14 protein-coding genes are annotated in these 14,820 nt (G+C 42.5%); 2 read left to right on the forward strand and 12 right to left on the reverse strand.

Features of this window, described 5'->3' with window-relative positions; genetic code table 11:
• Window positions 1-72: 72 nt before the first annotated feature.
• Window positions 73-699, reverse strand: coding sequence for a histidine phosphatase family protein (locus OZX58_RS06495; RefSeq protein ID WP_277140706.1), 627 nt, complete (start codon window positions 697-699; stop codon window positions 73-75).
• A gap of 111 nt (window positions 700-810) precedes the next feature.
• Here OZX58_RS06495 and OZX58_RS06500 point away from each other — a divergent pair, with 111 nt between their 5' ends.
• Window positions 811-1,152 (forward strand): YrdB family protein, encoded by a 342-nt coding sequence (locus OZX58_RS06500; protein ID WP_277140707.1) that lies wholly within the window; start codon window positions 811-813, stop codon window positions 1,150-1,152.
• A gap of 19 nt (window positions 1,153-1,171) precedes the next feature.
• Here the strand turns inward: OZX58_RS06500 and hslO are convergent, their stop codons facing one another.
• The 8 genes from hslO to pth all read right to left on the reverse strand — a co-directional run bounded on the left by hslO (window position 1,172) and on the right by pth (window position 10,758).
• Window positions 1,172-2,062, reverse strand: coding sequence for an Hsp33 family molecular chaperone HslO (gene hslO / locus OZX58_RS06505; RefSeq protein WP_277140708.1), 891 nt, complete (start codon window positions 2,060-2,062; stop codon window positions 1,172-1,174).
• A gap of 54 nt (window positions 2,063-2,116) precedes the next feature.
• Window positions 2,117-4,285, reverse strand: a complete 2,169-nt coding sequence (gene ftsH / locus OZX58_RS06510; protein ID WP_277140709.1) for an ATP-dependent zinc metalloprotease FtsH — start codon at window positions 4,283-4,285, stop codon at window positions 2,117-2,119.
• An 86-nt stretch (window positions 4,286-4,371) separates the two neighbouring features.
• Window positions 4,372-5,637, reverse strand: a complete 1,266-nt coding sequence (gene tilS, locus OZX58_RS06515; RefSeq protein ID WP_277140710.1) for a tRNA lysidine(34) synthetase TilS — start codon at window positions 5,635-5,637, stop codon at window positions 4,372-4,374.
• Entirely contained in the window at window positions 5,627-5,992 is a 366-nt protein-coding gene (locus OZX58_RS06520; RefSeq protein WP_277140711.1) for a S1 RNA-binding domain-containing protein, read from the reverse strand. Before OZX58_RS06520 ends, tilS begins: the two co-directional genes overlap by 11 nt.
• Complete coding sequence (locus OZX58_RS06525) at window positions 5,992-6,366, reverse strand: septum formation initiator family protein (protein WP_277140712.1); 375 nt, start codon at window positions 6,364-6,366, stop codon at window positions 5,992-5,994. Before OZX58_RS06525 ends, OZX58_RS06520 begins: the two co-directional genes overlap by 1 nt.
• A 79-nt stretch (window positions 6,367-6,445) precedes the next feature.
• The gene (locus tag OZX58_RS06530; protein WP_277130546.1) at window positions 6,446-6,688 is read right to left on the reverse strand and encodes an RNA-binding S4 domain-containing protein; all 243 of its coding nucleotides are present in this window, start codon (window positions 6,686-6,688) and stop codon (window positions 6,446-6,448) included.
• A gap of 10 nt (window positions 6,689-6,698) precedes the next feature.
• Window positions 6,699-10,190 carry a transcription-repair coupling factor gene (mfd, locus tag OZX58_RS06535; RefSeq protein WP_277140713.1) on the reverse strand — a complete coding sequence of 1,164 codons (3,492 nt, stop codon included), beginning with the start codon at window positions 10,188-10,190 and terminating at the stop codon, window positions 6,699-6,701.
• A 1-nt stretch (window position 10,191) separates the two neighbouring features.
• The gene (gene pth, locus OZX58_RS06540) at window positions 10,192-10,758 is read right to left on the reverse strand and encodes an aminoacyl-tRNA hydrolase (protein ID WP_277140714.1); all 567 of its coding nucleotides are present in this window, start codon (window positions 10,756-10,758) and stop codon (window positions 10,192-10,194) included.
• Between the two features lie 190 nt (window positions 10,759-10,948).
• Here pth and cbpA point away from each other — a divergent pair, with 190 nt between their 5' ends.
• Complete coding sequence (cbpA, locus tag OZX58_RS06545) at window positions 10,949-11,659, forward strand: cyclic di-AMP binding protein CbpA (protein ID WP_277130543.1); 711 nt, start codon at window positions 10,949-10,951, stop codon at window positions 11,657-11,659.
• Between the two features lie 67 nt (window positions 11,660-11,726).
• On the opposite strand, the gene alr is transcribed toward cbpA, so the two are convergent.
• The 3 genes from alr to OZX58_RS06560 form a co-directional block, all read right to left on the reverse strand.
• On the reverse strand, window positions 11,727-12,857 hold the full coding sequence (gene alr / locus OZX58_RS06550; protein WP_277140715.1) for an alanine racemase: 1,131 nt from the start codon (window positions 12,855-12,857) through the stop codon (window positions 11,727-11,729).
• Window position 12,858: 1 nt separating this feature from the next.
• A complete protein-coding gene (gene acpS / locus OZX58_RS06555; RefSeq protein ID WP_277130539.1) occupies window positions 12,859-13,212 on the reverse strand; it encodes a holo-ACP synthase in 354 nt (117 codons plus the stop codon).
• Between the two features lie 77 nt (window positions 13,213-13,289).
• Window positions 13,290-14,819, reverse strand: a complete 1,530-nt coding sequence (locus OZX58_RS06560; RefSeq protein WP_277140716.1) for a DEAD/DEAH box helicase — start codon at window positions 14,817-14,819, stop codon at window positions 13,290-13,292.
• Window position 14,820: the final 1 nt, after the last annotated feature.

Below are 14,820 nucleotides of genomic sequence, written 5' to 3' on the forward strand. Positions count from 1 at the left end.
ACATCATAACAAAAAAGACTAAATCAGCAAAATTTCACGGTGTCAACCACTTAAAAGAACGATTGTGGTTAATTACTTCTTCAAGAAAAACTTCCCAGGAGCAACCCGATTATAATAACGCAAGTATGCTTTTTTACTGCGATCATCAACAGAAAAGTTAATTACACCAGCGTTTTGGATTTCGCCAATTAAGGCAATATTAGGAATCCCCAAAATATTCTGAACCATTGAGCGTGAAGCTGTCCCGTGAAAGACAAGTAATACTGCTTCATTTTCATGCTGCTGAATAAGGTCATGCCAAAAGTCCATGAGCCGTGCGCCTAATTCCTGATAGCTTTCACCCGTTGAGTAATCACTGTAATTTTCCTTAAAATAACCTAGTTCATCAAAGACCTGCGGATATTTATCACGAATTTCCTGTGTATCCTTACCGTCCCAATTACCATAATTCATCTCGGTCAGCCGCTTATCGGTAATAACCTCACGCTTGCCCTGCGCCAAGATTTCTGCAGTCTGCTGCGCCCGCTTTAAGGGACTAGCATAAACACAATCAATTTGATTAATATCAAAGCTATCCCGCAAGGTTTCAACTTGCTTAATCCCCGTTTGGTTCAGCGGCAGATCAACTGAAGAACCGTTGATTGCCCCCATCTTGTTCGTATCAGTTTCACCATGACGCACAATATAGACGTTTAACATGTTGTCACACTCCTTTTCATCTTTGTTCAACCCTTACATTATAATCAAAATCGGTATTAACCGCACCTTGATTTTGGATTATACTTAAAAATAAAAGAAAGGATAGCATCTATGAATTTTATCAAAATAATTACAATTAGCTGCCGCTTTTTATTAGAGTGCGCAACAGTTATTGGCATCTTCAGCGGCATATTTATTAAGCATAATCTTCTAAGCAAAATTATTTTTGCTGTCATCGCAATCCTTATTTTCCTAGTCTGGTCGCGCTACGGGGCACCTAATTCACCTCAAGCCCTGACAAGAGTTGCTAAACTAATACTGGAAATTATTGTTTATACTATTGGCAGTAGCTGCTGGATCATAATTTTTGGCAAGACTACTGGTAGTATCTATTCTGCAATTGCCGTAATTGATTTAATCTTGATGTATCTACTAAAAATTGAACAACTTTAATCTCACAGAAGACACTGAATTAATATTCTTTGTCTTCTTTTTTCTTCCCTAAAATAGCATTTAATTCAGCTTCTGTATAGTGATACTTACTGCCGCAAAAGTTGCACGTCAATTCAGCACCATGATCTTCATCAATCATGGACTGCAGTTGATCGACTTTTAAGGTTTCTAAAATTTCAGCATACTTTTCCTTTGAGCAATCACATTTCCAGGCTACTGGTTCTTTTGCCAAAATCTTACAATCAGTTCCTAAAATCTTACGCGCCAAGTCTTCCGGAGTCATCCCGGCTAAAAATGATGTCGACAGTGCCGGCAGATCATCAATATGCTTAATTGTCTTAGTAATCAAGCTCTCACTGGCACCCGGCAAAGCCTGCAGCATGAAGCCGCCAGCTTCACCAATCGTATTATTCGGGTTAACAAAAACTGACAAACCAACTGCTGACGGAATTTGTTCAGACTTAGTCAGGTAATAGGCAACATCCTCAGCGATTTCACCAGATACAATTGGCACTTGTCCTGTGTAAGGCTCCTTTAAGCCCAAGTCTTTGGTTACTTCTAACCAGCCTTGACCAACTGCCTTTTTAACATCAATATGACCATCTTCGCGCGGCGGTAAGGCAATGTGGGGATTTTTAACATAACCCTTCACTGTCAAGTCAGCTTGCGCTGTTACTACTGTGGGGCCAACCGGACCGTTGCCTAATAAGCGCACCGTCAATTCTTCCTTGTCGGTTAATTCAGCTCCCGCTAATAAGACACCGGCAACTAAACTCCGCCCTAAAACTGCGGAAGATGCTGACCAAGTGTCATGTCTAGTCTGGGCTTCTTGAACCAAATCCTTAGCTGTAACGGTCAATAACCGTAAATTTTTTGTTTTATCAATTGCCTTAATTAAATAATCACTCATCTTAGTTCTCCTAAAAAAATAGAGCCTGTAACTAGGCCCTATTAATTATTAATCTTATTGATCATCTGAAAAATGGTCGTTATCCTTTGGTGTAGAATCTGTATCAGCTTTAGGAGCCTTCTCTGGATTTTCCGGATTGTGCTCTTCTACTTCTTCATTCTTCTCTAAAGGAGTTTCTGCCTTTTTTTCATCATGAACATGTTTATCTTCATTAGCTGTAGTAACTGCTTTTTGATTTTCCTTCTTTTCAGCAGCTGCCTTAGCCTCTTCATAAGTCAAAGCCTTAGATTCACTTGGGTATTCTGGCATTTTTTCTGGCATCTTACCCGTTGTATACAGTGACATAATCTGCTTTTCATCTAAAGTTTCATACTTCAACAATGCTTCCGCAATTACGCGGTGCTTGTCGCGGTTTTCTTTGACAATTTCCACGGCTTTAGCATGAGCTTCATCAAGCAATTCTTTAACTGCTTCGTCAATTTTGGCTGAAGTTGCTTCACTATACGGCTTAAAGCCATAAGGATTAGTCTCGCCTTCTTTTTCAAGCTCAACCATTCCTAGAGAATCAGTCATTCCGTAGTTAACAACCATGCTGTGAGCAATTTGCGTTGCCTGTTCAAAGTCGTTAGACGCACCAGTTGATTGGTCACCAACTACAACTTCTTCACCGGCACGACCACCCATTAACCCAACAATCTGTTCCATCAATTGCTTCTTAGTCAATAAGAACTGGTCGTCCTTTGGCAGCATCAAGTTATAACCACCTGTGCGGCCGTGTGGGACAATCGTAACCTTACGAACAGTCCGTGAATCACTTAAAACTAACCCACAGATTGAGTGACCTGCTTCGTGGAAGGCAACACGTTCTCTTTCTTTCTTAGAAATCATGCTGTTTCTCTTAGCTGGTCCAGCAATGACGCGGTCCTCAGCTTCATCAAGGTCAGTTGCTGTAATTTCAGTACCATTGCGCCGAGCAGCAAGCAATGCGGCTTCATTTAAGAGGTTAGCTAAATCAGCACCGACAAATCCCGGAGTTTGACGAGCAATCTCCTTTAAGTCAACATCTGAAGCTAGTGGCATGTTCTTGGCATGAACCCGTAAAATAGCTTCACGACCACGAACATCCGGTGACCCAACTAAGATTTTCCGGTCAAATCGACCCGGACGCAATAGTGCTGGATCCAAAACATCAGACCGGTTGGTTGCGGCAATAACAATAACACCTTCGTTACCTTCAAAGCCGTCCATTTCAACCAATAATTGGTTCAAAGTCTGCTCACGCTCATCATTACCGCCGCCGCTAGCATTACTGCCACGCTTACGGCCGATAGCATCAATTTCATCAATAAAGATAATACTTGGCGCGTTCTTCTTAGCATTGGTGAATAAGTCCCGAACCCGACTAGCACCGACACCGACAAACATTTCGACAAAGTCGGAACCAGAAATTGAGAAGAACGGTACATTGGCTTCACCGGCAACTGCCCGTGCAAGCAAGGTCTTACCTGTACCCGGAGGACCCTCAAGCAAAACGCCGGATGGAATTTTGGCACCCAGTTTAGTAAACTTAGCCGGATTCTTCAAAAATTCAACGACTTCAACTAATTCTTGCTTTTCTTCTTCTTCACCAGCAACATCTGAGAAGCGAACCTTATTCTTTTTCGGATCCTCAGGCTTAACGTGTGAGCGGCTGAAGTTCATAATGCCGCCGCTGCCTGAACCGCCGCGACCGCCGCCTGTCTGACTAATCATCATCCACAACATGACGATAAAGAGAATCGTCGGCACTAACATGACAATTGTTGAAATCCAGTTGCCAGACTGCGACTCTCCCTGAGTTGTCATCTTCGTGTCGCTCTTTTGAGCTAAGTCTTGGACATTGGCAACACTTGAATCATTCTGCAGCATCGTGGTTGAAAACCGCGTCACATGAGACCCTGAATTACCATTAAAGAAGTCAAAACTATTTTTTGATTGGCCCTTATTTCCCTGTGCTGTTTTATAGCTGCCTGAAACGGTATAGACCCCGTTAGCAGGCTGAACATTAAAGTTCTTAACTTTGCCTTGACGTAAGTCTTTGACAAATTCTGAGTAGCTAATATTTTCACTGCTGCTAGAATTATCAGAGCCGCCAAGAGCCCAGTTGATACCTCCCAATAACAGAAGGAAGACAACTATATAGAACAAGCCGTTCGATAACAGCCGATTCCGGTTATTCTTCATAAAAAACCTCCGCAAAGTTTCTAGAAATATACGAATAAAAGTTTAACACAAATTTCACTAATGCTCTAATATTTTAAAGGATCTTATCATTTAATGTTATAAACATAATATTGCTCAGCATCAGAGTCAGCTTCTTGATTGCTATAGGCATTTTCAACAAAAAGCACCTGCTTATTTTCAACTAAAGCTAAGCAATATGGTCGCAATACTGCAGGAATACCACTTTGGGCAAACTTTTTCTTGCTTTTAACATGTTGACCATTCTTCAACAGCAATTTTGCCCCTTGAGGCAAAGAGCAAGCTATTAATTGGCTCACTGGCTTAGCCTTAAACTGGCCTAATAACTGACCTAATGGACAACTAGTCTTACTTACCACCAAGCGTCGCGTTCCCCACTTAAATTCGGTGTCGAGTTTAATTGGCTCTGATTTAGGGACTGGCGGCAGCTCAACCGGCATGATGTACCAATACTTTTGGTAATTTAGCAGCTCAAATCCAGCCAAATTTTCATTAACACGAACATGCCACGTCTGCCAAATGAAGTTCTGCCAATAAGCAATCTGCTCTTGCTCAGAAAGTTGGTCAAGGGCAGATTCTTGCTGCCGATATGCAAAACCCAAAAATGGTTCAGGTAGCGTTACTGCCGCAAAGGCCCTTACTGCTAAATCTGTTAAGATACTCATCTGCTGACTATAACGCAAAGCATTAAGTCCAATTGCTGAATTTTCTTGTTTTAACAGCGGCACCACGTGATGGCGCAAGCGATTACGTAACACATCATCAGCAGCATTGGTTGTATCTTCAACAAACTGTACTTGCTCACGGCGATCGTACTCAAACAGCTGCTCTTTATTATAAGTTAAAAGCGGCCGCAACAGCAGAACTCCTTGCCACTGGCTAACCGGCTGCAGACTATTCATCTCACTAGGATTGCCCGAACGAATAAATTTTAGCAGGATGTTTTCCAGTAAATCATCACCGTGATGCGCGGTTAATAAGTAGTCGCCGTGTTCTTGACGCATTACTTTTGCCAAAAAAGCATAACGAAAACTTCGTGCAGCAGCCTCAATTCCCGTATGCGGGTGTAATTCAACTGGCCAGACAGTATTAATTATCTTAATCTGCTTACCAGAGCAATACTGCTTAATTACCGCAGCTTCTGCACTAGAATCAGGCCGTAATTGATGATCCAAATGAGCTGCAACAATTTTTAAATGATATTGGTCCTGCAAATGATTAAGCATGGCCAATAGTGCCATTGAATCTGGGCCACCACTTGTTGCCACTACCAACGTTTTGCTAGCTAATGGCAAATCATTTTGCTCAAAAAAGTCCGCAATCTTAGTTGCCATAATTCGTTAATTCTTGGTGCAGCTTCTTAATTTCTGCTTCGCTATCCGTTACCGTTTTTGTCAATACCTGCAAAAAGTCTGCCTTCTCAACAGCAGAAAATTGGTTAGTCCGATCGACTAATGTTGAATCATTGACCCGCATCTTCGATAAACTGATTTTTCCCTTAAAATTGTGGATAATCACAGTTCGAACACTTTGACCAACCCGGTAATTATGCCGCTCACGGTCCCAATTATTACCAAAATCACTGTGATGGATCAAGCCTGAATGTCTTTTAGGTAATGATACAAAGATACCGAGGTCAGTTATATTGTTAACGACACCAGTTATCCGTTGTCCTACTTGATATTTCATTAATTATTATCTTTTTCTTCTGGAATATTGTAGATTGTTTCATTAGGTTTGGAATATAAAAACTTGAACCGCACCAATTTGGCCACGTAATCCGGATCTTTGAGATCATCACGTTTAGCAGACAGAGCTTGCTTTTCCTTATTAATTGTACTAAGCGACTTTTTGGAAGACTGTACCTGACTGTTAATGCGGTTAGTCTGCGCGTGTGTAATGCCAATCTGTACACCCAAAAAGACGAAGATAATCGCAAATACCGCAATTATCCGGTTGCGCCGCACCCTGTGTACTTCCTGTTCTCTTTTTTCCTGTTTACGTTTCAAACGTGCCATTCGCTCTTCTGGACTAAGCGAATTATAAATGCGTGGTCCTTTCATTTTTGATCCCCTATTATTAAAACAATACTATTTTAATTATAACAAGGCCACCTATAAAAGTCATTAATATCGAAAACGATTAATCAACTAGTTCATAAAGCTCACTTGCCTCAGCCTTTTTGGTAGTTTCGCGAATTGCGCACACCTTGGCCTTAACTTGTCTTGAACCATAACCGACTTCAATAACGTCACCGACTTTAACATCATAGCTGGACTTAACTACCCGGTCATTAACCTTAATTCGTCCTTGATCGGCCATTTCCTTGGCAATCGGCCGTCTCTTAACTAACCGCGAAACTTTTAAAAATTTATCAATTCGCATTTTTAACCCTCTATTCTTGAATAATATCACTTGCTGCAGTCATAAACGTCATCAATTCATTGGTCAGCATGCGGCTATTCTCCTTATCTGGCAGTTCTAGCAGAACCGCCAGCCGCTTTTGCGGCGATAAGCTTATTCTAGCCTTTAAATTAACGTGTTCCAAAGCTTTAAAAATATTTGGCCCTTCTAATTCCCGACTAGCATCAGGCGCAAACTCAACTTTGACCCGATTGGCTGTTTTAACAATATTTAAAACCTGAGCTAAATCAGTCTCAATCTTCAAGTTAGCCATTGCCAGCAGGTTCTCAACCGGCTGTGGATAATCACCAAACCGGTCAATCAATTCATCCTGAATTTGGTCAAGCTCATCAGCATCAGCCGTTTTAATTTTCTTGTAGAACTCAATTTTTTCTTCTTGATCGCCAATATACGTGTCAGGAATATAAGCTTCTAAGCCTAAATCAATTTCCGCATTAGTCTTGTTAACGCGCTTTTTGCCCTTACGTTCACGAACCGCATCAGCCAGCATTTGTGAGTACAGGTCATAGCCGACACTGTCAATAAAGCCGTGCTGCTGGGCACCAAGCATGTTGCCGGCACCTCTAATTGACAGATCACGCATTGCAATCTTAAAGCCGGAGCCTAATTCAGTAAAATCACGAATTGCATCCAGCCGCTTTTCACCAATTTCGGTTAAGACCTTATTAGGCTGATACAAAAAGTAGGCATACGCCAATCGCGCACTACGACCGATCCGGCCCCGCAACTGGTAAAGCTGACTTAGACCATAATGGTCCGCGTCTTCCACAATCATTGTGTTCACATTGGGCATATCAATCCCCGTTTCAATGATGGTTGTGGTCACCAAGATGTCAAACTCCCGATTTAAAAAGCGGTACAGAATGTCTTCCATCTGGTTCTGACTCATGCGCCCGTGCACACTGGCAATGCGCGCCTGCGGAATCAAATTTTGCAACTGGTTAACAACATCGTCGATATCACCAATCCGATTATGCAGGTAAAAGACCTGCCCTCCGCGCTGCATTTCCCGTAAGCACGCATCCTTAATCACGCTTGGAATCTGTTCCATGACATAGGTTTGAATAGGATACCGATTAGACGGCGGCGTTTCCATAACCGATAGGTCATGGACACCGACCATTGACATATGGAGCGTTCGCGGAATTGGCGTTGCCGTCAAGGTCAACACGTCAATATTGGCCTTGAGTTCCTTCAGCTTTTCCTTGTGCTTAACGCCAAAGCGCTGTTCTTCGTCGACAATTAAGAGTCCCAGATTTTTAAACTTAACATCCTTAGACAAGATCCGGTGTGTGCCGACTACTAAGTCAACCTTACCATCTTTCAATCCGGCAACGATTTCTTTAGCTTCTGCTGGAGTTTGAAAACGTGACAGCATCGCAAAATTAACCGGAAAATCTTTAAACCGATCCTGGATTGTCTCGTAATGCTGCTGCGCCAAAATCGTTGTCGGTACCAAAAAGGCGACTTGCTTATTGTCTTGAATGGCCTTAAAAGCTGCCCGCAAGGCTACTTCTGTCTTACCAAAGCCAACATCCCCCACAAGCAGACGGTCCATCGGCTTATCTTGCTCCATGTCATGCTTAATTTCCTTAATTGACCGCAACTGATCCGGTGTCTCCACATAAGGAAAAGAATCTTCAAATTGCCGCTGCAAGTCATCATCTGGTGAAAAGGCAAAGCCCTTTTCAGACTCACGCTTGGCATACAACTCAATGAGATCATCGGCAATATCCTCAACCTTTGACTGTACCTTGCGCTTCGTCTTCGCCCATTCACTGCCGCCTAACTTGTTAACGTGAGGAGATTTACCTTCCGAAGCAACATACTTTTGCACCAAGCTTAATTGATCGGCAGGCACAAACAATTGGTCGCCGTGCTGGTAGGTAATGGTAATGTAATCCCGTTTAACGCCCTGATTTTCTAGTGTTTTAATTCCTTCAAAACGGCCAATCCCGTGATTAACATGAACGACATAATCGCCTGGCTTCAGTTCAGTATAGTTACGCAAACGCTGAGCATTTTCCAGCGTTTTTATTCGCCGTTTATGGTGCGTTGTCTTATTAAACAATTCGTGCTCGGTCAGATAAACCAAACTAATTCCAGGCAGTGTAAAGCCATTGGTAAACCCGCCAACAATAATCTGCGTTTGGTGCTCGCTAATTGCACCAGCATCAACTACCGGCACATCAAGACCAAATTCCGCCATTGTTTGACTGATCTGGCGTGCCCTTTTATCGTTGTCCGCCTGCAAAATCACTGTTTGCCGCGTCTTCTGGTAAGATTCAATTTCGGTCTTAATCAGTGGCATCTGACTAAAGAATTGCTGCGGCTCACGTGTCTGCCAGTCAAACAATTGCCCCAAGCGAATGCGTCCCATACTCCGTTGAAAGAGTGAAAAATAAATGTGGGCGTGCTGATCCTTGGTCCAATTTTGATTAAAATTAGCACGCAACTCTTGTCCCGGCAGCATTGCTCCGGTCTTTAATTCATCATCAATAAAGCCGGCATTCTGCTGGTCCACGGTTTTAACTGCCTGATCGATTAACGGCCAATCATCTAGTAACACCACGCCACTTGGCGCAAGGTATGCTAATAAATTACTCGGCTCCTTAATTAAAAAATCAACCAAAAAGGCATAATTTTGCGGCAAGGTGCCATCTTTGAGCTCATCAAGCGTTTGCGTAAAGTGATCCTTAACTGCTTCTACTGGCGCCGGCGCATCAGCCATCGCTTTAGCAATCGCAGCCCGTGCCTGTGCAAAATCATCAGCCGTAAAAACCCGATCCTGTGCGGCGGCAACGGTGACTTGGTCTAAGGTCTTTTGACTGCGCTGACTAGCCAAGTCAAATTCTTTAATCGTATCAATTTCATCACCGAAAAATTCCATTCGCAGCGGATTTTCCCGGTCTAACGGATAAATATCTAAAATATCGCCGCGTAAAGCAAATTCACCCGGACGCGCGACCAAGTTTTCCCGGCGATAGCCTGTCTGCACCAGCCAACTGGTTAACGCAGCCAAATCAAATTCTTTGCCTGGGGCAAACTCACGCCGAGCCTGTTTAAATGCAGCTGGATCTGACAGCTGATACTGCAAGCCTTGCGGGGTTGTTACCACAATTCCCGGCTGCTCACTCAATAATAAGTTAAGTGCTTGAATCCGGCCACTCAATTCATCAGGCGAACTTACCGCAGTCTGCGTGGCAATTGTCGCGTCAACCGGAAAGCTTTGCACCATGCCGCTAGGCATAATAGCACTTAACTCACTGGTTAATTTTTGTGCCTTACTTTCACTTTCTTCAATTAACAGCAATGGCTGGTTTAATTCATGAACAATTTGTTTTAACAGCAGACTAAAAGCACCGGCAGTAGCGCCAGTGATCAAAGAATTATTAACTTGAGTAGTTTTTTTAATAAAATCTGATAAACCTTGATCTTGTTCAAGTAAATTTGTTAAACGCATTTTAGTTATATTTATTCATTAAATATTGGCTGCTTTGACCAGCAATAAAATCAGCGATAATCTGACTGCTCTTGGCAAAGGCAGCTGACATTAACTCCTGCTGCTCCTTATTAAATGGCGACAATACCCAAGAAATCACACTTGCTTCTGTGACTTCTGCAGGATGACGAATACCAATCTTCAAGCGGTTAAAGTCACTTGTTCCTAAGTCGCGAATAATGCTTCTAATGCCATTATGACCGCCCGACTTACCATTGGCCCGGACCCGGATTTTGCCTAAAGCCATGTCCATGTCATCTTGAATAATTAAGATATCTTGTGGTGCCACCTTAAAAAAGTGCGCTACTTGGGCAACGGAGCGACCTGAATCATTCATGTATGTCTGCGGTTCAAGTAAGATAACATCTGTGCCATTGATTTTTTGTTTTGTAAATTTGCCTTCAAACTTATCACGTTCAAGCGTGAGGCCATTTTCTGACAAATAATGATCTAGTGCCATAAAGCCTGTATTATGCTTAGTACCATCGTATTTTTTGCCTGGATTTCCCAGACCTGCAATAATTTTCATTAAAATTCCCCTTATATTTAATCGTATTAATGATAGCACATTCGCGCCATTTATTTAGCTTAACAGCTATAATCCAGCAACTAGTTTTCAATTGCATTTATCAGTTTGGCAATTTATTTTAATGTTTATTTAATCGTAAAACCATCTATGTTATAATTACTTGGATTATTATACAAATGGAGGCAATCTCATGCTTATTAAATCTTTAGTTATTAAAAAAGATTACCTAGTAACGGTTAACGAGCACGCCACACTCGAAGAAGCACTTAAAACTCTCGAAGATTCCGGGTTTCGGTGTGTGCCGATTCTTGATGACACTGGCACTATTTTCCGTGGTAATATTTACAAGATGCACATCTACCGGCACAAATCCCAAGGTAAGGATATGAGTCTGCCGGTCACTGAATTACTAAAAAATGCCACTAAAACAATTAAAGTAAACTCACCATTTTTTAAAGTTTTCTTCACGATTAAGGACTTACCTTATATTTCGGTTTTAGACGAAGGCGGCAAGTTTTACGGTATTCTGACCCACTCCCGCTTACTCGATATGTTGTCTAACGCTTGGAACATTAAGACTGGCTCTTATGTCTTTACGGTACTGACCGACAACGACCGCGGTAACTTGGCTAAGATGACCAAGGTCATTACTAAGTATTCAAATATTGCCGGTGTTATGAGCTTAGACGCAACCGCAGCTGAAAACGACGGAACTTTTGTCCGCCGAATTCTATTTACACTGCCAGCTGGCATCAGTGAAAGCACCTTGAAGACCATTGTCAGCAAGCTAGAACATAAAGGCTATGTTGTTTCTGAAATTGAAGACTTACAAGCCGGAATGACCATCATGAGCGATGAAAATCCCGGAGTTTACATTGACAATGCAGAAAGCAATAATTAAAATTCACTAATCTAATAAAACCGTTGCTAGGAATAATCTAGCAGCGGTTTTTAGTTTAATAAATTAATTATTCGTGATCGTAAATTCGTGGCAGGCGATCATCAAGTAAACAGGCCACCTCATAGTGAATTGAATCAACATAATCCGCAGCTGCCTTGATATTATTAGGTGCAGTGGGATCATTAGAAATTAATACCACTTTGGTGCCAGCAGGCATCTCATGCGGCAATAGCACCATCAATTGATCCATGCAGACGCGGCCAACAATGGGACAATATTCATCTCCCACTTTGACTTTAAAACCTTGGAACTTCCGAATGAAGCCATCAGCATAACCAACGGGAACCGTACCAATGATTTGGTCCCGATCAGCAATATAAGTTGAACCATAGCCCACACCTTGACCTTGGTGAATTGTATGGACCTGCACCAATTCACTTTCAAATGACAAAGCTGGCTGCAACTTAATCTTAGTAGATAAGTCCGCGCTATTTGGATTAGAGGACGGATTAAGCCCATAAAGACCAATCCCGAAGCGTACCAAATCGCTAGGGATTTTTTTATCAAAAACACTTGCGGCAGTATTATCAACATGAATCCATTTTGGCTTTACTTTAAGCAGGCTCTTCAGGTGGTTAAAGCGCACAACCTGCTGCTTGAAATAAGTATCATCACTGCTATCGGCAGATGCAAAGTGAGTGAACATTCCTTCAATGATAAAATGCTCATTAGCAAGCAAAAAGTCATTGGCAGCCACAAATTCATCGTCGCTGCTAAAACCGATGCGGCCCATACCCGAGTCAATTGCCAAGTGAATTTTTAACTGTAAATCGGTAGTCGCCAAGTTTTGTGCTGCTGCTTTTAGCCATGCCAAATCTGGCACAGTCAAAGAGACACCATTAGCTGCTGCCAGCGTTGCATATTCAACTGGCGTCACGCCCAAAACCAAAATGGGTTGGACAATCCCAGCCCGCCGTAATTCCAGTGCTTCATCCAAAATTGCCACACAAAAGCCCGCTGCACCGGCTTTTGCAGCAACCTGCGCGACCTTGACTGCTCCGTGACCATAGGCATTGGCCTTAACTACCGCGAACAACTTCTGTCCCGGTTCTAAATGATTTAATTCTTGCTTGATATTTTGTCTGATTGCATCTAAGTCAACACGGACTGCTGCCGGACGATGTATTCCTGGAACCATTTTATTTCTCCAACACAATTAATGTAATAATTTCGTGATTGTCATGGGTAATACTAGGGAAAATTTTGCCATCGAATTTGGTTGAAGTCGTTACCGGATGCCCCAGATCATCCCATAGGGTCTCTACATCCTGTAAGCCAAGTGACTTGCCAAGGCCAGTACCCATTGCTTTAGAAAAGGCTTCTTTAATCGAAAATCGACCGCCAAGATATTCCACCTTGCGTTTACCCTGCATTTCCTGATATTGGGCAAACTCCTTGGGGGTTAGTGCCCTTTTAGCAAAATTATCGCCCTTGGCAACAATCTTGGCAACCCGTTCGACTTCAACTGCATCAATTCCCACGCCAACAATCATTTTTTGTACCTCACATTTCAAAATTATAATACAAAAAGTGAGTTGTTCATTAGAACAGCTCACTTTTAAATAAATCATTAATCTTTTTTATTCTTAATCACAAAATTGTGATCGCCGCTGCTGCGACGTGAATGACCACCGCGGTAATTGCCATGACCATGATCGCGATCGCCGCCGCGATGATTACGGTCACCACCACGATAACCGCCGCGACCACCATGACCATTTCTTGAGCCGTGGCCATAATGACCACGTCCGCGGCCGCCGCCACGACGACCGCCACCCTTATATGGCAATGGCTTTTCAGAACTAATCTTAACTTCAACCTTTGAAGAATCCTTAGATAAATTCTTCAAGAAGGCAGAAACAAGGTCAACTGCTGAATAATTTTCCAAGAGCTCATCAGCATCTTGGGTATATTTAGTCAAGTCTTCCTTCATCAGGTCTTCAATCTTAGCCTTGGCAACCTTCAATTGGCCGCGCAAAGCTTGATCGTCTGATGGTGGACGAAGTGGTTCCATCTTCTTCTTGGTCAATTGTTCAATTGTCCGCATGTAGCCAATTTCGTTTGGTGTTACAAAGGTAACAGACATCCCATTTTGACCCGCACGACCAGTCCGTCCAATACGGTGAACGTATGAATCTGGATCTTGTGGAATATCATAGTTATAAACGTGAGTCACACCAGAAATGTCAAGTCCCCGGGCAGCAACATCAGTTGCAACCAAAATATCAAGCTTGCCGCTGCGGAAACGTTTCAAGACGCTCATTCTGCGTGCTTGTGACAAGTCACCATGAATACCTGCAGCATTGTAGCCGCGAGCTTGCAAACCGCGGTTAACTTCGTCAACTCGGCGCTTAGTCCGCACAAAGATAACTGCTAAGTCAGGACTTTCAACATCAATCAACCGACACATAATGTCGAATTTTTCTGAATCTTTTGAGCGAACGAAATATTGGTCAATTAAGTCAGCAGTTAATTCCTTAGCCTTAATGCGAACAATCTCTGGGTTGTTCATGAATTTTTCGCTGATACGTAAAATTGGCTTCGGCATGGTTGCACTGAACAGCAAAGTTTGCTTACGGTTTTTAACGTAGCTCAAGATACTTTCAATATCTTGAATAAAGCCCATGTCAAGCATTTCATCGGCTTCATCAAGCACAATCGTGTTGACATTTTCTAAGTCGATTGTCTTACGCTTTAAGTGGTCAAGAAGACGACCTGGGGTCCCAACTAAAATTGCTGGCACTTGCTTTTTAAGTGAGCGGATTTGCCGGCCAATGTCAGCTCCACCATAAACTACTTGTACACGTGCCTTTTCATCGCGGCCTAAGCGGAAAAGTTCTTCTTGTGTTTGAATAGCAAGTTCACGTGTTGGTTCAATAATTAAGGCTTGGATTGTCTTTTCGTGACGATCTAAGTTTTGTAAAATTGGCAAAGCAAAGGCAGCTGTCTTACCAGTACCGGTTTGTGCTTGACCAATTACATCTTTGCCTGCTAAGGCAAGTGGAATTGTTTGTTCCTGGATTGGAGTTGCTTCCTCGAAGCCTGAACGCTTAATCGCTTTTAGAAGCTCATCATTTAATCCTAATTCCGAAAATTTCACT

It is taken from the genome of Lactobacillus sp. ESL0680 (genome assembly GCF_029392855.1).
Lineage (GTDB): Bacteria > Bacillota > Bacilli > Lactobacillales > Lactobacillaceae > Lactobacillus.